Here is a 22,820-nt window from a genome sequence, read left to right as displayed (position 1 = left end):
TATCCCGACAGGAGGCAGCCGACTGGCTCGCCCGGGTCGCGCCCGCTCGCGAGACCGACCTTATGGCGCCCGTCCAGGCCCCCTGACCGACGGCCGCCGCCCGGCTTACCGCGTGTGGTCGCCGGCAGTGTATCGGTTCCAGGTTCCGCCAGCCTCGGTGACGAGATGGCTGGCGGTCTTGTCGTGGTAGCCGAGGGCCCGGGCGACGACGGGTGCGGGGGCTTGGAGCGGATGGCGTCTCAACGCGCCTGCTGCCCCGCCTGCTGCGCGGGCGCACCCGTGGCCCGGTCTACGGCACCCACCGCCGCCCCGGGCCCGGCAAGGTCGTTTCGCTGCGCGATGTGTGCCCTGACACCGGGCTGGCTCGGCTGTCGTACGGGCAGGCCCGCGCCCTGCTCGACCAGCACACCGCCGTACGCGGGGTGGGTACGGGCTGGGACCTGCACGAGTACCGCCACCCTTGGAGTCTTCTGGCTGTTCGTCGGCTTCGGCCGCGGCAAGCTGGCCTTCTACAAGAACCTGAACGCCTTTTCCTCGGCCACCTTCACCAACGTCGCCTTCTACTACGCGAGCAAGAATCCGGGATCTGTCCCAGGCGACAGGTTCTACGCGGGCCTGGTCGACGCGTTCGGTCGCTGGATGAACCCGTAAGCCGCTCTCGGGGGCGCACCGTCGTCGGGGCTGGTTGCCTCCTGCCGGACGGGCGAATCGCGTTAACGGGTTCTTTGGTGTGCCTGTGAACAGAGGCCAGCCGGTACGGGCGCTGGCGCCGTCCTGAGGCTTCACTGCACGATGTGGGCGGTGTGGGCGGCATCCAGCCAGTCGGGGAATTCGTGGAGCAGCCGGTTGAAGAGCTGGTGGTCGCCGGTGGTCTTCGGGGTGCGGCCGGCGTGGAAGAAGCCGGCGTTGTCGACGACGCGGCTGGCTGGTACGGCGAGGGTATCCAGCCTCCGCAAGAACGCGAACTCGTTGCTGCTGGGGTCGCCGAAGCCAACGAACTGCCAGAACAGGGGGAGCCGTGCTGCTTTGCATAGGTAGCGTTCGGCGGCGAGCTTGCTGGTGGGCCCGCCGTCGGTCTGGAAGATGACCAGGGCGGGCGAGCGGCTGCCGGACTCCATGTAGTGGTCGATGACCTCGTCCATGGCCCAGTGGTAGTTCGTGCGCCCCATATGACCGAGGTTCTCGTGCAGCTTGTTGATGCGGCCGCGGTGCCCGCCGAGCGTCAGGTCAGTGGACCCGTCGACATCCGTGGAGAAGAACACCACCGGCACGATCCCGTCGTCGTCGAGATGAGCCGACAGCGACAGGACCTGTTCGGCCAGATGCTGCATGGTCCCGTTTTGGTAGTAGGGCCGCATCGACCCGGACCGGTCCAGCACGAGGTACACCGCGGCCCGTACGCCCTCCAGCCCATGCCCGCGGATACTGTCGCCCGCGACCTTGTACAGGCTGACCAGGTCGGGCGCACGCTCTTGCACCTTGGACAGGCTGATAGCTGGTGCTCGCTGTATGCCGTTCGTCGCGGTCATCCCCTCATGGTGACGCCTCGCTGCTGACCAGAAGCAGCGTTTACCCAATGCGACCGATGCGAAAGAGATGAAGTGGCTCCGAGTACTGCCTGTCGACCTGCCTGCTGAGGACCTCATCGCAGTGCAAACCCTGTCGGTCACCGTTCCCACGGCTGCCGCACTGGATCTTCTGGAAGGCCACGCCGGGACACAACTTTCCACACTGCTTCGTGCCATTCCCCGGGACATGGACATGGCCGACGCCACGGAAGCCGACCTGGCTCCAGGTTCACCGGCACACAAAGCGTGGCACCTACTCTGTGACCAGCCAGGCATCGGATGGGTCACCGCCGACAAACTCCTCGCCCGCAAACGACCCCGACTACTGCCCGTCTACGACCGCGTCGTACGCTGCGCCGTCGGCCGACCACGCTCCTTCTGGCACGCCCTGCACAGCGCCCTACGCGCCGACGACTACGCCCTCCAGCGCGAGCTGCTGACCCTGCGGCAGGCTGCCGGACTACCCGAAACGGTCAGCGTGCTGCGGGTCTGCGACGTCGTGGTCTGGATGCGGCATCACACCGATCACCAAGACGCTGGCTGCGCCTGGGAGTGATCTCGCCAGGGGAGTGGTGGCGCGGTGAGGACCTACCTTGTGTCGTCGATCCTTCGCTTGGGCGTCGGGGAGGACGGCTTCGGGCGTCCCGACGGTCGAGCGGGGTTGGTTACTCGATGTCGACTCCGTGTGCGCGGGCGAGTCCGTCGAGGCCGTCGGCCCAGCCTTGCCCGATGGCCCGTAGTTTCCAGATGGGTTGGCCGTCTGTGTGGTGGCGGTAGAGCTCGGCGATGACCATGGCGCGGATGTGGGGATCTGCTGGGGGTTGGAATGTCCAGGCGGCGCCGGTGGCGCAGTCCATGTAGAGCGCTGCGTGGGTGAGGGCGGCGCAGGTCAGGCCGGTGTCCACGTCCATGTTGATGGAGACGACGACGCGTTGGACGTGCTCGGGCAGGGCGGTGAGGTGTACGGCGGCCTTCTCGGTGACGTGAGGGCCCTCGTCCTGCTTGCCCAGGAGGCGGGCCGCGCCGTTGGCGGCAGAGGGCTGGTTGTAGAAGACGAAGTCCTGGTCGTCGGACACGCGGCCGTCCGCGCCGGTAAGGAAGAGAGTCAGGTCGGCGTCCGCTCCGGCGAAGGTGAACGCGATCAGCATTCCTTGCCAAGCCTCTTCCGGCAGCACCACTGTCTGGCCGGGGACGAGAGACGTGGGCGGCTTGCGGTGCGGTTGCGGGACCGGGTTCGGAGGATGGGGCGAGACCGGTGAAGTCGCCGTGTCGCTCTGCCATTCCGCGAAGGTACGGATCCGGTACGGATCAGATCCGGTGGCCGGCGTACGAGCACCTGGCGTGCTGTTGGCACCGAGGCCGATGTCCAGGTCGGCCAGGGAAGGTTCCGGTGTGTCCGCGTCCTCTTGGGCGTGGTCGAGGAGGTCCTGGAGTCCGGCAGTGCGGCTGGTGTCGAGCGCCTTGATCGTGCTGGAGAAGGTTCCGGAGGCCGTCGTGGTGACCGAACACGCCACGTCCTGCCCGATGTCCAGGAACCGCAGGGCGTCCTCGGATTCGTGCCAGGGTGCCGACTCGACGGCCTGGCGGGTCCAGCGCCCGTAGGCTACGAAGCCGAGGAGCTGGGTGTCAGGGAGGCGGGTGAGAACAGCGAGATCGATGGCAGTGATGCCGGGTGCGGTGGCGAATCCTTCCTTGAGGGTGGCGATGATGTTGGAGCCCATGGAGGTGAGCCACCACAGGGTCCGGTCTCGTTTGGTGAGGTTCTTCAGGGTGGGGCGCCCGCTGGGCGTGAGGCCCGGAGTCTGGGTGGGCATCGCATCGAGATCCTGCTGGCGCATGACGACCGACAGCACCGAACCGTCGACACCGACCGCGCACCCAGCAGCCGGATTGTCGGAGAATGCGGTGTTCACCGCCTCGCAGACGGTCTCCTCATCGTTCGCCGCGAGCGCCTGCCACCAGTGTTCCGCCTCGGCGCACAGCGATGCGTGCGCGGCATGCAGACGTGCCTGTTCGGCGGACAGGAAGGACGGCGCATCCAAGGCCGCACGGGACTTGGCCGCGCTGCGTTCGGCGCGGGCGAAACGGCCCACTCCCTGCAGATGAAACGCCTGAGCCTCGGCCTGCGCCCAGGGCAGGCCCAGCGGGGGAGGCCCAGGCACGACGGGCTGGCGCGCCATCGGGAAGGACTGCAGATGCACGCTGGTCATCTGCCGACGAAGCTCCGTCAACTGGGCAATAGCTGCGTCCCGCTGGGCATCCTGCTGTGCCCGCTCCGCCTGCCGACGTGCCCGGTCGAGCTGCGCCGCCGAAGGCGCCACGGACCTGGGGCGCGAGGCCGTGCGGAGGGTGCTCGTCCCGCGGCGGCTGCCTCCGCCGCGCAGCGAGCTCGAGGCGTAGAAGGGGCCGAGACCGGACGAGACGCGGGTTCCGCCGCTGCCGACGCTGATGCGTGCCGCGCGGGGACCGACCGACGTACGCACACCTCGTGTGGAGACCCGCACACTCATTCCCGGCACACCGACCCGGAAGCCAAACCCCATGGCGCAACTCCTTCTCTCCTCAAGGAGTCTGCCACCGAACCCGCCCGCACCGACTGGGAACGCCACAGAGCCAGCCTCAACGAACGGCAGCGCACCCTGACCGTCCTCACTGCTCTCGAACTCGACGGGACAGGATCGCCTTTACCGCTGTTGTCCGCGCCGCCGGCTGGGCCATGGAACCAGGTCCCGGGCGAACCCGCTTGCGCAGTCCCCCTCGGGACGGACCGTGCACACTGGGGGCCGGGATGGCCTGCTCGGACGTAGGATCCGCAGACCGCGAACGATGAGGGCCGGGATGCACCGAGTGGAGCTCTCCGACAAGCTGCCGCCAGGACCGGCGCCCCGCAGGCGATCCAGGTCGCTGACGGGTGGCACCTGTGGCGTGCGATCGGCCGGGAGCTGCGGCTGGACCACTCCACCGTGCGCCGCTTCGCCCGCGCCGACAGCATCGACAAACTGCTGGTCAAGGCGGCCAACCGGCATCCCTTCGACCCTCCCGACGGGATACGCTGGCGTGTGCAGGGGCCGCGACCCGGACCAGTGGTTCAGACCGGCGCGGACGTTGGAGTCGGAGGGGGCGCTCTTCCCGGAAGTGGTTGGCAGCGGCGGAGGCCGGATGCGCTCAGTAGCTACTGAGCGCCAACAGGTCATGCAGGGCGGGGCGCGGCCGGGATTCAGGGGCTTGTGCACCAGTCGTGCGCCGGTGGGTGTCGTCCAGGATGGAGCGACGCGCGATCTTCTCCCCCTCTTGACGCAGTAGAGCGGCTAGGACATGAAAGGTAGCGTGGCAGTCGCCAAGCGCCGTGTGCGAGCCAAGCGCACCACCGGGAACATATCGTTCGGCCAGCGCGGGGAGGGTGCTGTGGCCCTTGCGGGCGCCGAACAGTTTCTGGTGGAGGCGTATCGGGTCAACCGCCTTTAGATGTTCCACTCCGACGCGGGCGGCGAGCGGGCGGAGGCTGTAACGTCGGCATTCAGCATCCAGCAACGGCAGGTCGAATTCAGTGTTCGCCACCACCAGCACCGCACCGTCACGCAGGTGCTCTGCGATCGCGTCCAGGGTGTCGTCGAGTGTCTTCGCAGGATCGCTGCCCTCGGCGTGCACCAGGGAGTCGTCGATGCCGTTGACCGTGTAGGTGTCGGCGGGCATGGGGAGCCCAGGGTTGATCAGGTGGCTGCGCCACTGTCGCGGGGCGTGGTCGGCCAGCAGCCACGCTACTTCGACGACGCGGTTTTGATCGGTGGACAGGCCGGTGGTTTCGGTGTCAAGCACGAGCACGGAGGGCCCGGGGAACCAGTTCTTCCCCAGTGAGGGATCCTTGCGTTCCTCTGTCAGAGCACGTTCGATCAGTTCGATGTCGGTGGCCCTGGCGGTTTGCTGAAGCCAGTGAGCGATCCCATGAGCCGGGGCGTGTTCCGCCCAGCGACGGAACAGGCCCGCAGGGCCGGCGTCCACGTTGCGGTAGTGGACGAAGAGCTGGCGCGCGCCGCCGGGACTTCGCAAGACCCCTATGATCGCGCCGTCGATGCTGCGACCGTCCTGATCGCGGGAGAATGCCAGGCGCCAGTCGTGGACGATCTTTTCACCGGGCCGCAGATGCACGGCCTGGGGGCGCGTGTCCCTGGCCCGTTCACGCATGTCCAGCTCGTACCACTCGGCCGATGGGTCCGCGGGGGTGTAGTCGGGGCTGTAGCCCCACTGCTGGGGGAGGGCCTCGAGCAACTCCTGTATCAGGACATCAGGCTGACGGTTGGGCGTGGGCACAACATCTCCTCGGGCTTGAGACTCGTGATCAACCGTTTCAAGTTCCCCGGTGGGCTGCCTATTCCTGCGAGCGGACCGTCCCTAACAGCGGGGACCACTTCGTCGAACATCCCGACGAGCAAGTCCGTGAGGCTGCGACCCGCATCGTCGACCAGGCTATGGAACGCATCCACCAAATTCAGCCGGCACCGGAGCAGCGCGACCTGCTGACCGGGCTCACTGTGCCGGCGGACGACAGCCTTGCCCAGCAGGACGATCCTGCGGCGGCGCTGTCGTCCCTCCTTCCCCTCAAAGGCCCCACAGCCCGACGCCGCGAGACCGCCAAGGCCATCCGGAGGGCACCTGACGGCTGCTGAGGCGACACGGCTGGTCTTGGCAGCAACCAGCCCGGCGGGCGATCGAACGCGACGACGCGGCGGTCGAGGTCTGGAAGAAGTAGACATGGCCGTTGGTAAGAGGACCGCGGCGGCGTACGGTGGCTGGATCGTCTTCGAGGACGAAGCCGGGCTGTCGTTGACGCCGCCGCGCGCGAGGAGCTGGGGACGCAGGGGCTGCACGCCGGTGGTCCGGGTGCGCGGTCGGGGCTCGGGCTGGGTGTCTATGGCCGGGCTGACCTGCTACAGGCCCGGGAAGCGGGCGCGGATATTCTACTCGGTCCGGGAGTACCGGGGCCGCAAGGGCGAGCCGAAGGGGATCGGCTGGCGCGACCTGCGGGACCTGCTGGTCAGGGCGCACATCCAGCTCGGCGGCCCGATCGTGCTCGTGTGGGACAACGTGCGTAGGCACCTGGTCGAGCCGATGCGCGAGTTCATCGCCGACCACGCCGACTGGCTCACCGTCTTCCAACTACCAAGTTACTCGCCTGACTTGAACCCGCAGGAGGGCATCTGGTCGCTGGTCAAGCGCGACATCGGCAACCTTGCCGCAGCCGACCTCGGCCAGATCACCCGCGCCGTCAAGCGCAAGCTCAAGCAGATCCAGTATCGCCCGGACCTTGTCGACGGCTGCCTTGCCGGCACCGACCTGATCATGGACGGCTGACCCGAGGCCGAGTTCGCCGCTGGATCACGCATCCCAGTCCGCATAGTCCCCGATCACCACGTCGTCGCAGAACGTCTCCCAGAACCCGTTGTCCGCGAAAGCGGTCTCGTCGATGCCAGAGATGAGATCGCGAAGCTCTTCCGCTACCTCCTCGTACCTGCCCTCGTCGCCGTCCACATAGAACGGGAAGCGCTCGATCACCGCAGCCACGCATCGGTTGAAGGAGCCAAGATCGCTGTTGACGTGACGGGCCCTCGCTGAATCGATCGTGGGGATCTGCACCATGTGACGAGTGGCAACGTCGACGGCGATGCGTCCGAACAGGCCACTCGTCGCGATGGCGACCAGCCCCCGCTTGCCGATCTCCCCGAGGAACACCGGCTCGCTCAGCGGCCGGTACTCGTATCCGATCAACCCGGCCGGGATGCCGGTCTCACCGAGGTCGATAGCGATCTGGGCGGGCGCCTCGGGCGGAGCCTCGACGCGGACCAAGACGAGCTCGGGCTTCGGCAACTGCGGCAGGGGCTGACTCACGGGGAGATCTTCTCCCGAAGGACTGCCCCGGCAACACCCGCAGGCCCGCGAGACGAGCGACTCCTGTCGGGCGACTCTTCCCGACATCACCCAATCAAGTGCAGTAGCGGTCGCAAACGACCTGGCTTTCGCGCAGGTCAGCAGCCCACCACACGCCGGACGCAGTGGGACAGGACAGGGGGACGTGTGCGGGCTTGGACAGCGCCCGTAGTCGACACGAGGCGTCCCCCGGGCGGTCCGTCAGGCACCCCGATCCTGAGCACGGACGCGCTCAGCGTGCTGCGACATGCACGGTGAATCGGACTTCGGTGGAGCCAAGTATTTCGGTCACTTGCCAACAGCCGGGCTCGGGGAAGTTGATGACCGTCGGCCACCACTGCCGGTCGCCGTCGGCGGTGGCAAATCCACCGGTACTGCCGCGCGCGGAGCCGGATCCGTTCAGTCGTTCGACGTCGACGTGCGGGGCGCCCTTCTGGTCAGTCGCCCGCCCCTGAGCATCGAGCGTTATCGACGCGTACTTCGTGCGGTACCTCTCTTCGCGTTCGTCCGTGAGATCCAGAAGGCGGGGTTTGGCCACCCATAGGTCATCAGTGCCATACCATTCGCTCTTCTTGTCGAAGTCATGCACGGCGACGGGTACGAAGTCAGAAGGGACCGGCGCAGTGTCGGGGCAGGCCGCATTCGTCGTGTCAGAAGCGTCCCGCCAACTTGCCGAGGAGGATGGCAAATCCGGCTGGGGTGAGGTCGAAGTCGAGCAGCCGACGGCCAGCAACACCAACGGGCCCACCCAGAATGCTGCTCCTCGTGCGTTCCACCTTCGCATACGCCTCAGTCTTCCATGGCTGTGAGCTCCTGCGGGTCCGTCTTCAACTTGTGATCGAGCTGGTGTGGTGCAGGGTGAGGACGGCCTGGACAAGGTTGGTGATGCGGGTCGTCGAGCAGCGGATCTTGCGCAGGAGCCGCCAGGTCTTCAGGGTTGCCATGACCTGCTCGACGAGGGCTCGGATCTTTGCGTGTACCGCCGACCACCCGGAAGAAGCCGACCTGCGCAGGCCAGTGCACTGACGGCAGGCGGAGCATGCGCCGCTACTTGTCCACAAGGATCCGTACGTCGAGTATGTCGACATGATCGAACGTGACCACGCGCCGAACGCCGGCACAGGACTGCTCGGAGCGAACTTCAGCCGCCGCAACCGCCAGGCACCCACCGACGATCGTGCCGACGCCGGCCGGTGGATCACCATCGACGAGTCCGGCTACCACGGCGATCAACTCCACGGCGGCGACCGCTACATGATCCTGGGCTCGGTGGCCATCGACGACGCCGAAGCCTCCGGGATTGTGGACACGCTGCGACGCGAGGCAGGGATCCAGAAGTCCGCGACAGAGGTGAAGTTCCAAAAGATGTTCACCGGCAGGGGAGCTGGCCAGCGCCGCCGGCTCCTGGGCAAACTGCTGGCACCCGGCGGCCCCCTGCACGACCGCGCCTCGGTATATGTGATCGACAAGCACTACTTCGTCGCGGCCAAACTCGTCGACCTCCTGCTGGAGGAGCGGTTCAACGCCATGGGCTACGACATCGTCAGCAACGGTGTGGGCCGGCAATTCGCCCTGGACCTGGCCACCGAAGGGCCCCGGGCATTGGGCCGTGATGGCTTCGACCGGCTCATCGCCACCGCCGTGGGCTTCTTCTCCAAGAAGAACCGCAAGGGCGACCACGTCACGGTCGACGACCTCTACGCCGTCATCCGGGAATCGTACGCCTACGCCCGCCGCCGCAGAGCCCCCCAGGCGAAGAAAGCAGCAGAGGTCCTGGACATGCTGCGCAAGACCCGCCCAGAAGCCGAGGAGTTCGCCCGTGAACGTCCGACCGGGGCCACACCGACCGGAGAGCACGCCCTTCTGGACGACACCACGGACCCCCTCGTCACCGCCGTGCCCACAGTCATTCTCCACGCGTCGATACGCTACGGCGGCAAGCTCCAGGTCCTCGCGGACGACCAGCGGCTGCTGACCGACGACAAACTCGACGTCCTGGAACGCGGGGCCACGGCCGTAGGCCTGGTCCACGGCCTCATCAAGGGAAACCACCTCCAGGATCTGGTCCGTGGCCGCTCGGTGGACCACCCCTCCCTCCAACTCGCTGACCTGGTGGCGGGCGCAGGCCGGGTGGTTGCGCGGTGGCATGACGGCGAGGACGAGCCCGCCGGAGACGACCTTCACCCGGTGGTGGCACCGCTGGTGGATCCCCAGGGAATGCTCATGGACGAAGGACCTGAGGATTTCGCACGGATCGACTCCGCCCGTGCGAAACGCCACTGACGCCGACGGTGTCGGGAACCGGTCGGCGTGATCCGGGCGAGCTGACCGGCGTGGCGTGAGAAGCCGGATCTCCCGTAGGCAATCCATGTGCCACGTCGCCCGGGAGCGAACTCGCTGTCGGAATGTGTTCTTCGGCGTGGGTGGCAGAGTGTCAGCCGCAAGACTGCCTCCCCCGGAACGTGACCAACGGCGAACGCAGTGTCCGGCACTGCTGAGAAGATGGAGGGCGGTCGGATGCGGAGCGGACAGGTGCCTTATTTGCCTGAGCGAGCTGTCACAAGGCTCGTCATCTCCAGCCGGGCAGCTGTGCCGCGGGGTGCAGCACACACTGTTTCCGGCCAGGCTCGCAGTGGGAAAAGAGCTGTCGCTGTCAGTGACGGGGGCTAGGGTCTTTGCTCTCCGCGGCCGCACCGGTCACGTCATGAACAGGGAGCCATTCGGATGAAGCGTGAGCGGGCGACCGCAATCCTGAACGAGATGCTCGACCGGCTGGAACAGAACACCTGGCCACTGAACCTGGTCACAGAGATTCGCCTCTTCGGCTCCTACATCCGCGGAGCCCTGGAGGTCGGCGACATCGACGTGGTGGTGGACCACACCACCGACGAGCGCTGGACCCAGCAATCCCTCGACGCCCTGTTCAGCGGCCGCGACGGCTACACCCCCATGCGTCGGGCCCTGCGCGGCGGGCGTCGCGGTGTCAGCTTCCAGTTCCAGGAACGCCGGGCCCTGGAGGGCGAAGGCATCGAAATGCTCCTGTTGTGGCGGTACGACGAGCCGGTCACTCTCGCTCGACAGCGCCTGGCCGCGATCACGCCCGATCCGGCCGCTGGCCGCGCACCCCGGGACCACGTCCTGCCCGCCTACGAGACGATCGCTGACCTGCTCCCGCGTCCGGTACGCATCGACCTGCACCGCTGGTGCACAGAGGGCAGAGCCACCGTGGCCGTGTTCCCCCTGCCCGACGCACAGCCGCGGTCGACCACCGCAGCGGAGCATATGGACGATCGCTGGGCCCCGAACAGCCCACTGCGCCGCGCCGCCGCCGCTGCGCTCGCCCACCTGGAGAACACCGGCCAGGCCTTGGACCGCCTCGAGGTACACCGCCAGTATCTGGCCCATGGGGCGACGGATGAGACCATCGAGTGTTTCGTCGACCTGGGCTGGCGCTACTGGAGAGCCGCGGACCGCTATCTGGGCGATGGCCAGGCGTGGTTCGAAGTCCTGCCCGCGACGGCCCGGCAGCCCCTGAACGCCCTGCACATCACACCTGCCGCCCGCGCCTGAACCAGAGGTCAGGGGCGCTGTTGCGGGGCTGCGCCGCCGAACAGGTCAGAGAACGAGAACGTCCCGGCACCGGTGCTGCAGGCTGGAGCCTCTCTTCCCCGCGCCTCCTTCGCGAGCCGCGCGATCAGCGCATCCCAGCATGACGAGCATCCGCACCGGCCACCCTCGCGGTGTTCCGTGCCCGTGCGGCCCTGCGGGTGCCGATAAATCATCCACCCAGGTGGAGGCCTTGATCGACTGACCCCTCAGGTCTCGCTCGCGGACCGCTCCGATGTCTTCACGTGCACAGACGCGGACGACATCATGATCTCGTGCTGCTGCGCCTGGCCTACCTCGCCGCGACCAAAACCTTCTCGCTCCTGCGCCTGCTGCCGATGAGCGACCGGGACAAAGACATCGAGATCCTTACACTTCGGCACCAACTGCTCGTCCTGCAACGCCAGGTCGGCAAGCCCACGTTCACGGACACCGACCGCGCTGTCCTCGCCGGCCTGCTCCGCCACCTCCCGAGGCAGAAGCTGCACCAGCTCCTGCTGCTGGTACACCCGGACACGATCATGCGGTGGCATCGCAACCTGCTCGAGCGACGACATGCCGCCACCTGCGTACCGAAGCGGCGCGGACGCCCACCCACGGTCCCGTCGATCCGCGCTCTGATCCTGCGCCTGGCTCACGAGAATTCCTCGTGGGGCTATCGCCGGATCCACGGCGAACTCGCGGCGCTGGGCATCAAGGTCGCCGCCTCCACCGTCTGGGAGATCCTCCGTGAGCACGGCATCCCACCCGCGCCCGAACGGCAGAGCACGAGCTGGGCCGACTTCCTGCGCAGCCAGGCCGACGCGCTGCTCGCCTGCGACTTCTTCGACACCCGAACCCTCACCGGGGCGCGTCTGTACGTTTTCGCCGTCATCGAGTACTCCACCCGGCGCGTCCGGATCCTGGGCGCCACCGCGCACCCCACCGCGGACTGGGTCGTGCAGCTCGGACGCAATCTCCTCATGGACCTCGAGGACGTGGGCAGCCAGGCCCGATTCCTCATTCGTGACCGCGACTCGAAGTGCACGAGTCCTTCGACGCCCTGCTGGCCGACGCCGGACTGACAGTCGTCACCACCGGCATCCAGATACCCCGAATGAACTCCGTCGTGGAGCGCTGGATTCAGACCTGCCGCAGGGAGCTCCTGGACCGCACCTTGATCTGGAACCAGAGGCACCTCCTGCATGCGCTTCGCGAGTTCGAGACCTTCTACAACCGCCATCGGCCGCACCGAGCCCTGGGCCAAGCAGCACCGCTCCGCCCGCTACCCGAACCGATCAGCGTGTCAGCACAGATCAGGTACCTGGAGGTCGGCCGACGAGACCGACTCAGCGGAACCCTTCATGAGTACCGACATGCCGCTTGACCAGGCCGGATGATTTATCGGCACCCGCAGGATCACTCGTGTTTCGCACTTTTTGGATCACTGGGTCGGTGAACCGGTGTGTGATGATGCGCTCGATCGGGTGGTGAGAGGCCGTACCTCTCATGGGGTGTGACGGGCAGACAGAAGCATCGGCAGTGTCTGTTTCACCCTGTTGAGAGTGATCCGCCGATGCTTCCAGTGGGCACGATACCGCCGTCCTTGTTCGCTTTCCTGGCTGTCTGCCGTTCCTGCTTCACCGCTCCGACGTTCCGCACGTTCAGCGTTCTGCTGACCGGGCTGATCGCGCAGACCCGCCGCCGCACCGTGTGCGGGATGCTGCTGGGCACGGGGTTGGAGCAGGTGTGGCACCACGCCCGGTGCCACCGACTGTTCTCCACCGCCCGCTGGTCGGCCGACGACGTCGGCCTGGCCCTGGCCACGCTGGTCGTGTCACGCCTTCTCCCGGACGGTGCACCGCTGCAGGTCGCGGTTGACGACACCCTGTTCAAGCGGTCCGGCCGCACGGTCTTCGGTGCTGCCTGGCAGCACGACGGTGCCGCGAAGGGGCCGCGCCCGGCCGGCTTCGGCAACTGTTGGGTCGTCGCCGGGATCGTGGTAACCGTGCCGTTCCTGACCAGGCCGGTGTGCCTGCCGGTCCTGGCCCGCCTGTGGCGCCCCCGGCACACCGGGAAGATCGCCCTGGCCCGCGAGATGATCGAACTGCTCGCCGCCCACTTCCCCGACCGCATCGTGCACACCGTCGGGGATGCCGCCTACGTCGGCGAGCACCTGCGCGGCCTGGACCCGCGGATCACCTGGACCAGCCGCCTGAAGGTCACCTCCGTGCTGCACGAACTCCCGCCCCCGCGCACGGGCAAGAAGGGACGCCCGCGCACCCGGGGCCCACGCCTGGGCACACCCACCGACCTCTCCCAACTGCTGGACTGGCACCGAACCAAGGTCCGCCGCTATGGACGCACCGACACCGTGTTCCTCGCCGAGCGGACCTGCCTGTGGTACGGCTCCTTCCACACCCAACCGGTCCGGGTCGTGCTGGTGTGGGACAGCAACTGCGGCCCCGGCACCAGCCTGGACCGCGGCTACGGCGCCGCCCTGGTCACCACCGACCTCACCACGCCAGCCGAAAAGATCGTGGAACGCTACGCGTCCCGCTGGACGATCGAGACCACCTTCTACGACGCCCGACAGACCCTCGGCGTCGGCGAGGCCCGCAACCGCACCCGCCTCGCGGTCGAACGCACCGTCCCCTTCGGCCTGCTCGCCTACACCGTGGTCACCGCCTGGTACGCGCTGGTCGGCCACCAACCCGCCGACACCGAGGAGCACCGCGCCAGGGCCCGCTGGTACACCACCAAGACCCAGCCCTCGTTCGAGGACATGACCGCGAAACTCCGCCGCACCATCATCGCCCACCGTTTTCGCGACCCACACCCCCACCAGGCAAGACCCGAAGAAATCCAGGCCGTCCTCACAGCCTGGGCCGCCGCCGGAACATGATCACTCAACACTGCGAAACACGAGGGATCATGACCTTATAGCGCCTCTGTGTGTCAAGCGGCCTGAACGAGGTGGGGCCGTTGATCACGTTTCATGATCCGGTAGACCACATTGGACAGACGCCGTTTCAGGGCCCTTCGAGCCTCTGCAGGCGTCTTGCCCTCCGCGATCTTGCGCAGGTAGTAGTCCTGTCCGCGCCCGCCGTCACGGATCTGGCAGACGGCGATCGTGTGCAGGACCGAGTTCAGTGCGCGGTTGCCGCCGGTGTTGAGTCGGTGTCGGACGTTGTTGCCGCTGGAGGCGTCCAGAGGCGCGCTTCCGGTGTAGCTGGCGAAGTGGTGCTCGGTGGGGAAACGGCTGATGTCCCCGATGTGGCCGATGACCTTCGCGGCCAGCACGGTGCCCAGGCCCGGCAGGACGGTCAGCGTGGTGCGGGTGGCCGCGACAGCCTCGCGCATCTCGGCCTCGTTGTCCTTGACCTGCCGGTCCAGACGGCGGAGGTCGGCCAGCAGGTCACGGGCTATGTCTCGGCGGCAGTTGTCGGTGGCCGTGACTGGCCGGATGCCCTTCATCAGAGCGGCAGCCTTGTCTGCCGACAACCCCGTGGGGGCACCGCCGGGCAGCAGATCACGCAGAACGGCGTGCATTCGGTTGAGAACGCGGGTGCGCTCGTGGACCAGGTCGTCGCGCCGTTCGGTCAGCAGCCGCAGGATCGTGGTCTGGTCTTCCTGGACCACGGGTCGCAGGTCGTGGCGGAAGAGGGCGACCTGGGCAACGTGGAGAGCGTCCTTGGCATCGGTCTTGCGGTCTCCTCCGGTGGCCAGCAGTCGGGCTCGGGCGGACAGGGTGGAGGGCACGTCGACGACGTTCTCGCCCGCGGCGGCCAACTGTTGGGCGAGCGAGCGGCCCAGGCCGCCAGCACCCTCGACAGCGAAACGACGGTCGGGCCACCGCTCGCACCAGCGCATCAGCTGGCGGTAGGTCCCGGCGTTGACGACGAACCGGCGATGGGCCACCTGATGGCCCGCGGCGTCAACGGCGACGGCGGTGTGGGACGACTTGTGGGGATCGACACCGATCAGGATCACAGGCTGCTGCCCTCGCACTCGATCAGACAGGAACGGGAGTGCGGTGGGCACCCTGACTTGAAGTCACTGCGTCACCTTCATGCCTCTGTCGAGCCACACCGCGCGGGTGTCGGCCGGCGGCGGCACGCTATCAGTGAGCCAGCCCGAGGGCGGCAAGGAGCACTGCGGGCCCGTGCCGACCGACACCCTGGACGCTACGGCTGCAGACCGAGCGTCTGGGCTCAATTGAACAAGTCAGGAGCCTGGCCAAAGGCCCCATCACTGTCCTGTCTGCCCCGCCCGGCCGGAGCCACCTCCGGTCAGGAAGGCATCTCCAGCATGACAGGAACGGACACCGAAGCCGACGTCGAACACGTGGTGATCGGCGGAGTGGACTCCCACGCCGACACCATCCACGTCGCCGTGGTGACTGACCGCGGCGGGCAGCTCGCCGACGCTGAGTTCCCCACAACGGCCGCTGGATACACGGCTGCTATCGCGTTCATGGCCGCTCATGGCACTGTCGTCTCCGTCGGGGTGGAAGGCACATCCTCCTACGGCTCGGGGTTCACGCGAGCGGCCCGCGAGGCCGGCCTGACCGTGATCGAGGTCAACCGGCCGGACAAGGCCGAGCGCCGCAGGATCGGCAAGTCCGATCCGATCGACGCCTACGCCGCCGCTCGGGCGGTCGTGTCCGGCCGGGCCACCAGCGCCCCCAAGGGCGATGCCGTCGCCGGGATCCGGGCTCTGCACAACGCGGCACGATCCGCGATCAAGGCCCGTACCGCGGCACTGAACCAGATCGGACACATCCTGATCTGCGCACCCGACGGGATCCGCGCGACGTACGAGGTGCTGCGGGGCGACATGCGCGTCGCCGCCCTGGTCCGGCTCCGCATCGGCAGCGATCCCATCCACGGTCCGGTCCTGACCGCTCTGCGCACGCTCGCGCGGCGCGTCCAGAGCCTGACCTCCGAACACATGGCTCTGACCTCGGAGTTGGACGTCCTGGTCACGCGGCTCAACCCTGGCCTGCGCGCCGCCTACGGCATCGGGCCCGACACCGCGACCCAGCTGTTGATCACGGCCGGTGACAATCCCGCCCGCTTGCGCACGGAGGCGTCCTTCGCCGCCTTGTGCGGCGTCGCCCCGGTTCCGGCCTCCAGCGGCAAGACCAACCGGCACCGGCTCTCCCGCGGCGGGGACCGCGCGGCCAACGCGGCCCTCCACCGGATCGCGCTCGTCCGTATGCGCCGAGATCAGCGCACCCGTGACTACGTTGCCCGACAGACCGACGCCGGACGGACGAAGAAGGAGATCCTCCGGCTTCTCAAGCGCGCGATCGCACGTGAGGTCTTCCGTCTCCTGACCACGACGGTCGAGGTCCCCGAGATCGCGGACCTCAGGCCAGCCCGCCAGGCCAAGAACATCACGCTCACCGCCGCCGCGAACCACTTCGGGGTCTGGCCCGCCGTCATCTCCAACATCGAGCGAGGCCTTCGCCGTGATGACGCCTTCGCCAGCACCTACCGCGAGTGGCTCGCTGCCGCTTGACCAACGATAGGAGCCCGGGACGCCGTCATCGCTGGCCTCACCCTGCCCTGGAGTTCCGGCGTGGTCGAAGGACACGTCAACCGGATCAAGATGCTCAAACGCCAGATGTTCGGCCGAGCCGGCTGCGATCTCCTCCGCAAGCGTGTCCTGCTCTACACGTAGGGCAACGGTTGCGAGCCTGCCGCGGGTGCTGGTAGATGAGCCTCAGGTCGCCATGTGTCGGGTGAGCTCGCGTGACTTTTGCTGCAGTGCGGCTGTCCACTCCTTTGCATGGGGATCCGAAGCCGTCTTGAGATAGCCGCTCTCGGCGCGCTCGGCCGCCTGCCAGTTCACCTCGATGTTCGCTTTCTCAGCCAAGGCCAGCACCGTGGCAACGAACCCTTCGGACAGGGTGGTAATGACGGCGTGCCTGGTTTTGCTATGCCAGGCGAGCAGGGCGTCGACGAACGCTGCGAATGCGATGGGGTCGATCTGACACTCGTCAGCTTCCATGGGGCCGATGCCGGATGGCAGACCCAATTCGGCTTGATAGACGGTGACCTGGCTCATGAACAGCCGGGACGCCTCGTTGGACGGGTTCCACAGGGTTTGGTCGCCCAAGTCGTAGTACTGGCTCACGTCAGCCTCTCACTGGTGGTCATGGGGGGCGACATTACGGTCAGTCAGCCCTCCACGGAAAGTGAGCCAGAGCCTGAGATTGGGAGGCGTCGGCGGCACGTCGTGTTCGATGTTCATGAGAAACGACAGCGCCCCCAGCGCGCCCCGCCGTCGCTGGGCCTCGCCTCGGGAAGCCGCGATGAGGCCTCAAGTAGCTCTGCGTAGTGTTCAGACTCCTTGGCGTCCGGCCAGGGAGCCCGCGCAAGAATCCGTTTGGCGGACCACGGCGGCCACTGCTACTTTTCCGGAGGCCGTGCGAGAGAACGAGGAGGTGGTACCCGTGAACGCAGTATCGACATGGGTGCTCTCCTCCGGGGTCACGGTCGGGCGAAGGTCGTCCAGGAGCGCCGTTCAAGGGCACTCCCGAAAGGCACGACCATGCACTTCACTTCTGAACAGCGTCTCGATGGCGGCGTCCTCGAGCGCGAATTCACCCTCGGCGAGATCCCCGGCATCCTGTGGATGCCCGCATCTGCATCTGCATCCGCACCGGTGCCGCTGATCCTGCTCGGCCACCCCCCGCTCGGACTGCACAAGATGTACCCCCGGCTGGCGGGACGGGCCCGGCACGCCGCAGCGGATGGCTTCGCCGCGGCCACCATCGAGCTCCCTGGAAGCGGTGACCGGCCCCGTTGGGCCGCCGTCGAGCAGGCCCGCGCCGACCTGCGCCGGGCGATGAAGGCCGGCGAGCCGGTCAGCGACGAGATCATCGACGCCCTCATCCTCCCGCTCGTCGAAAAGTCCGTCCCGGAATGGCAGGCCGCCCTGGACGCCTTCCTGTCGCTGCCCGAGATCGGCGGCCCGGTCGGGTACTCGGGGGGAGTGATCTCCATCGGGACCCGACTGGCGGTGGTCGAGCCGCGCATCTCGGCCGCCGTTCTGTTCGCCGGGAGTTTCGTCCCTCGCACCATGTTCGAGGAGGCCCGCCAAGTCACCATTCCGCTGCACGTCCTGCTGCAGTGGGACGACGAAGGAAACGACCGGCAGGCGGCCCTGGACCTGTTCGACGCCTTCGGCTCCAAGGAGAAGACGCTGCACGCCAACATGGGTGGGCACACCGGCGTCCCGCAGTTCGCGGGGGACGCCGCGGCCCAGTTCCTCGCCCGACACCTGAAGTGAGGCCGGGCCCCCAGGCCACCAGCCGACGGTAAGCCGTGTTGGCCAGAATGCTGCTCATCTAGGGGCAGGTCCCGGCGCTCCTCTGTTGTTCATGCCGCGGGCCCCTGCCAACTTGGCAGGGGCCCGCGCTGCCCGAAGTTCTCGTGAACAAAGCCACAGGCACCGCACTCGAGCGAGTCCCCTCAACGGCTCGGTGCCACCGGCCTGAGGCTCAGAAAGCGGGGACCGGTCCCGGATCACGCATCCCAGTCCTCATAGTCCCCCCATTGCCACGTCGTCGCAGAAGGTCTCCCAGAATCCGTTCTGCACGAGAGCGGTCTCGTCGATGCTGCAGACGAGATCGTGCAGCTCTTGCGCCACCTCCTCGCACCTCTCCTCGTCGCCCTCCGCATAGAACGGGAAGCGTGCGATCACGGCCGCGACGCATCGGCTGAAGGAGTCGAGGTCTCTGTTCACGTGACAGGCTGTTGCTGACTCGATCTTGGGAATCTGCACCACGTGACCACTGGCCACGTCGACGGCAATGCGTCCGAACAGGCCACTCGTCGCGATGGCGACCACCCCTCGCTCGCCGATCCCCCCGAAGTACGCCGGCTTGCTCAGCGGCCGGTACTCGTATCCGATCAACCCGCCTGGGATGCCAGTCTCCCTGAGATCGACAGCGATCTGGGTGGGCACCTCGAGTGGGGCCTCGATGGGGATCAAGACGAACTCGGGCTTCGGCAACTGCGGCAGGGGCTGGTTCACGGGAGGATCCTCTCCGGACGGACTGCTCGGCAACACCCATAGGCCAGCGAGACGGCCGACTCCTGCCGGGCGGCCGGTCCCGACATCACGCAATCAAGTTGAGTAGCAGTGTGCGCCATCTTGTGTACGGGTCCGCGCGTGCATCGCGCACGAAGCCCCCAGCGGGCGGGTCACACCCTGTCAGGGGCTTCGTGTTGCCCGCTGCCGCGGGGGAGGGGGAGAGAAGGCTGCAGGCGGGCCTGTGAGGTGGGTTCTCCGAGGGTGCCGGACGTCGATTGCGGCTCCGTGCTCACGCAAGGACACAGACTGGCCTGTGGCCAAGCGCCGCCTTGATGCGTGCCGTCACGGGCCAGTGCTGGTCGGGTGCCCGGGCCTGGAGCAGACACCGCGGCTGGGCCTTGGGCGGCGCCGGCCCCGTCAACGAGAAGACCGGACGTCTCGACGTCTGCTTCTTCGCTGCCGAGGCGGACTGCTGCCCGAGCCCACCGCCAGGCCGCGCCTTCTCACGGAGGAGCGCGGCTTGGCGTACCGATCGTGATGTACCGGATCAGGCGGCGGCTGGCAGCGACGTGTCTTGCTGGATCAGCTGGGGCGCGAGCAGGCTCAGGGAATCGACGGACCTGGTCCAGTTGTGCTTGGTCGGGCCCCAGCCGTCGTCGACGTCGTAGGTGACCTCCCGGTGCTTTACGCCTGTCAGATCGATCAGAAGGCCAGGGCCGAAGGCCCGCTCGACGACGGTTGACGTCTCGATGACCGACGTGGCGAACATCAGGAGCTGCGGAGTGCGGGCGGTCCTTCGGGCTTGGGGGTGTCGGGCTCGGGGCTCCCAGCTCGGACCGTCACGGCGTCGGGAGGTGATGAACCGGTATCGGAGAGCGCCGGAATGATTACGGCCTCAGGAAGGAACCCCTACCGAGGACTTCGGACCGCCGGCGACGATCGCCTGTTCTTCTGTGAGTACGGCGGAGTGGTCTCCTTCTCGACCACTGTGCACTCGGCTCTGGCCGGCTGAGAGCCCGTTCTTCTCGTACGGCACAGGTCGGCCCGTGAACGCGTCCAGGAGGAGACGTTCGCCGACTGGCCGGTCCAGCTTCACCGTCACCTCTTTCGCAAGCAGCTGTTTGGTGCAGGGACCGTCCTTGGTCCCGACGACAGATGCGGACAGCACTACGCTGCCGCTGGTCTCCAGCACGTCCACGGCGGGGCCGTCGTCGCAAGCTCCGTGGGTGGCCACCACGGTGACGGTGCGGCCGTCCCCAGCCACCCTGATCATCCGGCCGAGCGGCGCCAGTTCGTCGGTGGGTACTTCCCCGGCCGGTTTGATGGGCGTCTTGGGGAGCTTCGACGGGCTGAGGGCAACCCGCTTGAGCGGGGTGTCGTAGCCCTCCAGGGCGAACGACCAGGCCGGAACTGTCGCCGGGCCACGGCTGGTGGCCAGGGACATCTCGCCCAGCTTGACCCCGGTCACGGTGAGGTGTGGTTCGTCGGTGCTGCCGCCGGCCACAGTTGCGAACGCCTCCCGCGCCCCCATCAGGGGCAACGTGAGCGAGCCTCCGCTCTCCCACTTCACCTGTCCGTCCTTTTGCGACGTGGCGGGGAGCTCGCCGCGCAGGACGAGGTTCCGGGCCGCGTAAGCGAGCTTGTCGTCTCCGTTGCGGAAGGCGTTCTCGGGCAGCTGGACCACCTCGCTCATCGGGTAGTAGCCCTTGGCCCACACCTCGGCGGCCTTGGAGCCGTCCCAGGCATCGGCGACCTGGCGGGCGCGGGCCTTCGACTCGGGTGCCGGGTCGGCGTCGCGGACCTGTGTGCCGCCTCTGGCCTTCTCGCTGCCGCAGCCGGTGACGGCACCGGTTCCGACAGTGAACAGGGCGAATACGACGAGCAGATCGACGGTTCGTGCGGCGCGTGTACGCATGGGGTCCCCCTGGACGGTGGCGGTGACGAAGGCTGTGCGGTGAAAGGTGGAGGCCGTACTGCCCCTGTGACGAGCCGCCCCCGGGCCGGGTTCCTCCCCCGTCCTTCCGATTCGGGGCCGGCGGTCGTGGGGGACTGGTGACAACGGTTGTCTGCCGACACGGGCGGGCAAGCCCAAGGTGAACCTGGGCAAGCCCGCACTGTCGATGGCGGCTGGGAGCTGGGACGTACGGACAGGGACGATGAGTTGCTGCGCAGCCGGGCCAGTTCCTCGCGCTCGGGCACGCTCAGCGTCCCGTCCCCGCTGGCTTTCTTCGCCCTCGACACCCAGGTGCTCAGGGTGGTCTCGTTGATCCCCAGGCCCTTCGCGACCTGCGCGATCGGTCGACCGGTCTCGGAGACGATCCGCACAGCCCCCTCACGGAACTCCGCGTCGAACTTCCGTCGCTTCTCTGCCATGACCCCCAACTTCCCCTGCAGTCAAGGCCTCTACGCTACGAGGGGATGGTCACGTCCTTCCGGCGGCAGCGCTTGCTGCGTGCCTGGCCGGACGGTCGACAGATCAACGCCAGGACACCCGTCGGGTCGGTCGTAAGCAAGAGTCAAACCGTCGCGGCCGGTACTACCCGATCCTTGCGGGATCCGGTACGAAGAGACTCTTGAGGCGCGTGGCCGAACCGGGGGAAGGTCTGGACCATGCTTCAGCTCTGCCGGCCAGTGCACATGATCGTTGTGAGTGGCGCCTCCCGGTGAACGCTCTTGCCGGAGCTGGGGCCCGCCCGGTCCGCACCGGCACGGCGTCAGTAGCCGGGGTACATGCCCAGGAAGGCGGCGACGGCCAGGGTGATGACAACGCCTTCGACGCCGAGTCCGAAGAGGAGGAGGAGCATGGCGAAGGCGGCGTCCCCGGCCGTGCTGGACCGTGATTCGCAGACGGTCACGAGGTGCGGTTTGTCCGGGTGGTAGGCGACCTGGACGGTCGGGGCGTTGCTCCTGTGGTGCGCGACGCGGCTGACGCCGTGCAGGTCCGTGTACACGTAGGTCCCGAACCTGCCGCCCAGGATGTGCGTGCTCCCGGCTCTCCCTGCCTCGACGGTGATGCCGTTCCGGGGCAGGTACCACTTGCGGTACACGTTGTCCGCCCCCATGGCGCCGAACGCGATGATCCCCGCGCCGAAGGGGCCGACCAGCAGGATCTCGAGCGCGACGGTCCACTCCCCGTGGATCCCGACAGCGAGCGCGAGGGCGAAGAAGAAGAGGCCGACGGCGAGCGTCCAGATCTTTCGCCTGCGCTTTCGCCGCTCTTCCCGGGACTCGGTCAAGGCGCGGGCGGTGACCAGGGTTGAGCCGTCGACCGTCTCGGCCTCCTCGGTGCGCACAGGCAGGGCCGCGTTGACGGCGTCGGCGAACAGGTTCACGGCGGCCTTGCTCACGTCGTCGACGCGGTGCACGCAGGGCGCTGTCCCGGCGGGGGCGGTGAGCTCGACGGCGACGGCGCGACCCTCGGAGCGGATGCGCCTGATCGCCAGGAGGGGGATCCGAACCTCCTCGGCCGTCCGGTGCAACACCAGCGCATCGCCGTCGAATTGGAGCACGGTTCCGTTGGAACTGCGCAGGACTGGTATGGGCGAGGTGATCGACATGTGCGTGATCGTATGGGCTGGACGGGGGTGACCGGGAGAGCCCGGGAGACGTGAGGCAGCTGGCTGGACGACCCGCGTGCTGCCCTGGTGCCCCCGGCCGACCGCAAGCCGCTCAGGACTCCTGGCGGAGTGAGTTCAG

At 67.6% G+C, this 22,820-nt stretch carries 20 protein-coding genes and 5 pseudogenes; 12 read left to right on the top strand and 13 right to left on the bottom strand.

What is annotated here, in order from left to right; translation table 11 throughout:
* Positions 1-182: 182 nt before the first annotated feature.
* Both ACFU8W_RS47115 and ACFU8W_RS47110 read left to right on the top strand, forming a co-directional pair.
* Positions 183-458: pseudogene (locus ACFU8W_RS47115) on the top strand (site-specific integrase); the annotation flags it as partial.
* Positions 340-651, top strand: a complete 312-nt coding sequence (locus ACFU8W_RS47110; RefSeq protein ID WP_384051908.1) for a VWA domain-containing protein — start codon at positions 340-342, stop codon at positions 649-651. The pseudogene ACFU8W_RS47115 and the gene ACFU8W_RS47110, both read left to right, overlap by 119 nt.
* 131 nt (positions 652-782) lie before the next feature.
* Here ACFU8W_RS47110 and ACFU8W_RS47105 read toward each other — a convergent pair whose 3' ends face one another.
* Complete coding sequence (locus tag ACFU8W_RS47105; RefSeq protein ID WP_384051906.1) at positions 783-1,529, bottom strand: vWA domain-containing protein; 747 nt, start codon at positions 1,527-1,529, stop codon at positions 783-785.
* Between the two features lie 67 nt (positions 1,530-1,596).
* On the opposite strand from ACFU8W_RS47105, the gene ACFU8W_RS47100 reads away from it, so the two are divergent.
* Positions 1,597-2,124 carry a DUF6308 family protein gene (locus tag ACFU8W_RS47100; protein ID WP_384051904.1) on the top strand — a complete coding sequence of 176 codons (528 nt, stop codon included), beginning with the start codon at positions 1,597-1,599 and terminating at the stop codon, positions 2,122-2,124.
* A gap of 109 nt (positions 2,125-2,233) precedes the next feature.
* Here ACFU8W_RS47100 and ACFU8W_RS47095 read toward each other — a convergent pair whose 3' ends face one another.
* Both ACFU8W_RS47095 and ACFU8W_RS47090 read right to left on the bottom strand, forming a co-directional pair.
* Positions 2,234-4,111, bottom strand: coding sequence for a TerD family protein (locus ACFU8W_RS47095; protein ID WP_384051902.1), 1,878 nt, complete (start codon positions 4,109-4,111; stop codon positions 2,234-2,236).
* Between the two features lie 622 nt (positions 4,112-4,733).
* Complete coding sequence (locus tag ACFU8W_RS47090) at positions 4,734-5,876, bottom strand: exonuclease domain-containing protein (protein ID WP_384051900.1); 1,143 nt, start codon at positions 5,874-5,876, stop codon at positions 4,734-4,736.
* Between the two features lie 158 nt (positions 5,877-6,034).
* Here ACFU8W_RS47090 and ACFU8W_RS47085 point away from each other — a divergent pair, with 158 nt between their 5' ends.
* The 3 genes and pseudogenes from ACFU8W_RS47085 to ACFU8W_RS47075 all read left to right on the top strand — a co-directional run bounded on the left by ACFU8W_RS47085 (position 6,035) and on the right by ACFU8W_RS47075 (position 6,917).
* Positions 6,035-6,232, top strand: coding sequence for a hypothetical protein (locus ACFU8W_RS47085; RefSeq protein WP_384051898.1), 198 nt, complete (start codon positions 6,035-6,037; stop codon positions 6,230-6,232).
* Positions 6,223-6,393 (top strand): annotated as a pseudogene (locus ACFU8W_RS47080) (winged helix-turn-helix domain-containing protein); the annotation flags it as partial. The gene ACFU8W_RS47085 and the pseudogene ACFU8W_RS47080, both read left to right, overlap by 10 nt.
* Entirely contained in the window at positions 6,318-6,917 is a 600-nt protein-coding gene (locus ACFU8W_RS47075; RefSeq protein ID WP_384051896.1) for a transposase, read from the top strand. The pseudogene ACFU8W_RS47080 and the gene ACFU8W_RS47075, both read left to right, overlap by 76 nt.
* Positions 6,918-6,941: 24 nt before the next feature.
* Here the strand turns inward: ACFU8W_RS47075 and ACFU8W_RS47070 are convergent, their stop codons facing one another.
* The 3 genes and pseudogenes from ACFU8W_RS47070 to ACFU8W_RS47060 form a co-directional block, all read right to left on the bottom strand.
* The gene (locus ACFU8W_RS47070; protein WP_384051894.1) at positions 6,942-7,451 is read right to left on the bottom strand and encodes an SUKH-4 family immunity protein; all 510 of its coding nucleotides are present in this window, start codon (positions 7,449-7,451) and stop codon (positions 6,942-6,944) included.
* 271 nt (positions 7,452-7,722) lie between these two features.
* The gene (locus ACFU8W_RS47065; RefSeq protein WP_384051892.1) at positions 7,723-8,238 is read right to left on the bottom strand and encodes a hypothetical protein; all 516 of its coding nucleotides are present in this window, start codon (positions 8,236-8,238) and stop codon (positions 7,723-7,725) included.
* A 79-nt stretch (positions 8,239-8,317) separates the two neighbouring features.
* Positions 8,318-8,488, bottom strand: a pseudogene (locus ACFU8W_RS47060) (IS5/IS1182 family transposase); the annotation flags it as partial.
* 88 nt (positions 8,489-8,576) lie between these two features.
* Here ACFU8W_RS47060 and ACFU8W_RS47055 point away from each other — a divergent pair.
* The 4 genes and pseudogenes from ACFU8W_RS47055 to ACFU8W_RS47040 all read left to right on the top strand — a co-directional run bounded on the left by ACFU8W_RS47055 (position 8,577) and on the right by ACFU8W_RS47040 (position 13,980).
* Positions 8,577-9,773 (top strand): DUF3800 domain-containing protein, encoded by a 1,197-nt coding sequence (locus ACFU8W_RS47055; RefSeq protein ID WP_384051890.1) that lies wholly within the window; start codon positions 8,577-8,579, stop codon positions 9,771-9,773.
* Positions 9,774-10,214: 441 nt separating this feature from the next.
* Positions 10,215-11,060, top strand: a complete 846-nt coding sequence (locus ACFU8W_RS47050; protein ID WP_384051888.1) for a hypothetical protein — start codon at positions 10,215-10,217, stop codon at positions 11,058-11,060.
* 311 nt (positions 11,061-11,371) lie between these two features.
* A pseudogene (locus ACFU8W_RS47045) lies at positions 11,372-12,462 on the top strand (integrase core domain-containing protein).
* A 219-nt stretch (positions 12,463-12,681) separates the two neighbouring features.
* The gene (locus ACFU8W_RS47040) at positions 12,682-13,980 is read left to right on the top strand and encodes a transposase (RefSeq protein WP_384051886.1); all 1,299 of its coding nucleotides are present in this window, start codon (positions 12,682-12,684) and stop codon (positions 13,978-13,980) included.
* 53 nt (positions 13,981-14,033) lie between these two features.
* On the opposite strand, the gene ACFU8W_RS47035 is transcribed toward ACFU8W_RS47040, so the two are convergent.
* Entirely contained in the window at positions 14,034-15,068 is a 1,035-nt protein-coding gene (locus tag ACFU8W_RS47035; RefSeq protein WP_384051884.1) for an IS110 family transposase, read from the bottom strand.
* A 318-nt stretch (positions 15,069-15,386) separates the two neighbouring features.
* Between ACFU8W_RS47035 and ACFU8W_RS47030 the strand changes: the two genes are divergently transcribed.
* Positions 15,387-16,601: an IS110 family transposase gene (locus ACFU8W_RS47030; RefSeq protein ID WP_384051882.1), complete on the top strand. Its 1,215-nt coding sequence runs from the start codon at positions 15,387-15,389 to the stop codon at positions 16,599-16,601.
* A gap of 204 nt (positions 16,602-16,805) precedes the next feature.
* Here ACFU8W_RS47030 and ACFU8W_RS47025 read toward each other — a convergent pair whose 3' ends face one another.
* The gene (locus ACFU8W_RS47025; protein ID WP_384051880.1) at positions 16,806-17,219 is read right to left on the bottom strand and encodes a DUF6086 family protein; all 414 of its coding nucleotides are present in this window, start codon (positions 17,217-17,219) and stop codon (positions 16,806-16,808) included.
* A 417-nt stretch (positions 17,220-17,636) separates the two neighbouring features.
* Between ACFU8W_RS47025 and ACFU8W_RS47020 the strand changes: the two genes are divergently transcribed.
* Positions 17,637-18,377 (top strand): alpha/beta hydrolase, encoded by a 741-nt coding sequence (locus ACFU8W_RS47020; protein ID WP_384051878.1) that lies wholly within the window; start codon positions 17,637-17,639, stop codon positions 18,375-18,377.
* Between the two features lie 252 nt (positions 18,378-18,629).
* On the opposite strand, the gene ACFU8W_RS47015 is transcribed toward ACFU8W_RS47020, so the two are convergent.
* The 5 genes and pseudogenes from ACFU8W_RS47015 to ACFU8W_RS46995 all read right to left on the bottom strand — a co-directional run bounded on the left by ACFU8W_RS47015 (position 18,630) and on the right by ACFU8W_RS46995 (position 22,681).
* Complete coding sequence (locus ACFU8W_RS47015; RefSeq protein ID WP_384051876.1) at positions 18,630-19,124, bottom strand: SUKH-4 family immunity protein; 495 nt, start codon at positions 19,122-19,124, stop codon at positions 18,630-18,632.
* A gap of 547 nt (positions 19,125-19,671) precedes the next feature.
* Positions 19,672-19,893, bottom strand: coding sequence for a hypothetical protein (locus ACFU8W_RS47010; RefSeq protein ID WP_384051874.1), 222 nt, complete (start codon positions 19,891-19,893; stop codon positions 19,672-19,674).
* Positions 19,894-20,019: 126 nt separating this feature from the next.
* Positions 20,020-21,039: a hypothetical protein gene (locus ACFU8W_RS47005; protein ID WP_384051872.1), complete on the bottom strand. Its 1,020-nt coding sequence runs from the start codon at positions 21,037-21,039 to the stop codon at positions 20,020-20,022.
* A 263-nt stretch (positions 21,040-21,302) separates the two neighbouring features.
* Positions 21,303-21,497: pseudogene (locus tag ACFU8W_RS47000) on the bottom strand (transposase); the annotation flags it as partial.
* A gap of 341 nt (positions 21,498-21,838) precedes the next feature.
* Entirely contained in the window at positions 21,839-22,681 is an 843-nt protein-coding gene (locus tag ACFU8W_RS46995; protein ID WP_384051870.1) for a hypothetical protein, read from the bottom strand.
* Positions 22,682-22,820: the final 139 nt, after the last annotated feature.

Source organism: Streptomyces sp. NPDC057565 (assembly GCF_042801455.1).
GTDB classification, from domain to species: Bacteria; Actinomycetota; Actinomycetes; order Streptomycetales; family Streptomycetaceae; genus Streptomyces; species Streptomyces yanii.
This window is presented reverse-complemented; position numbering and strand designations above follow the sequence as displayed.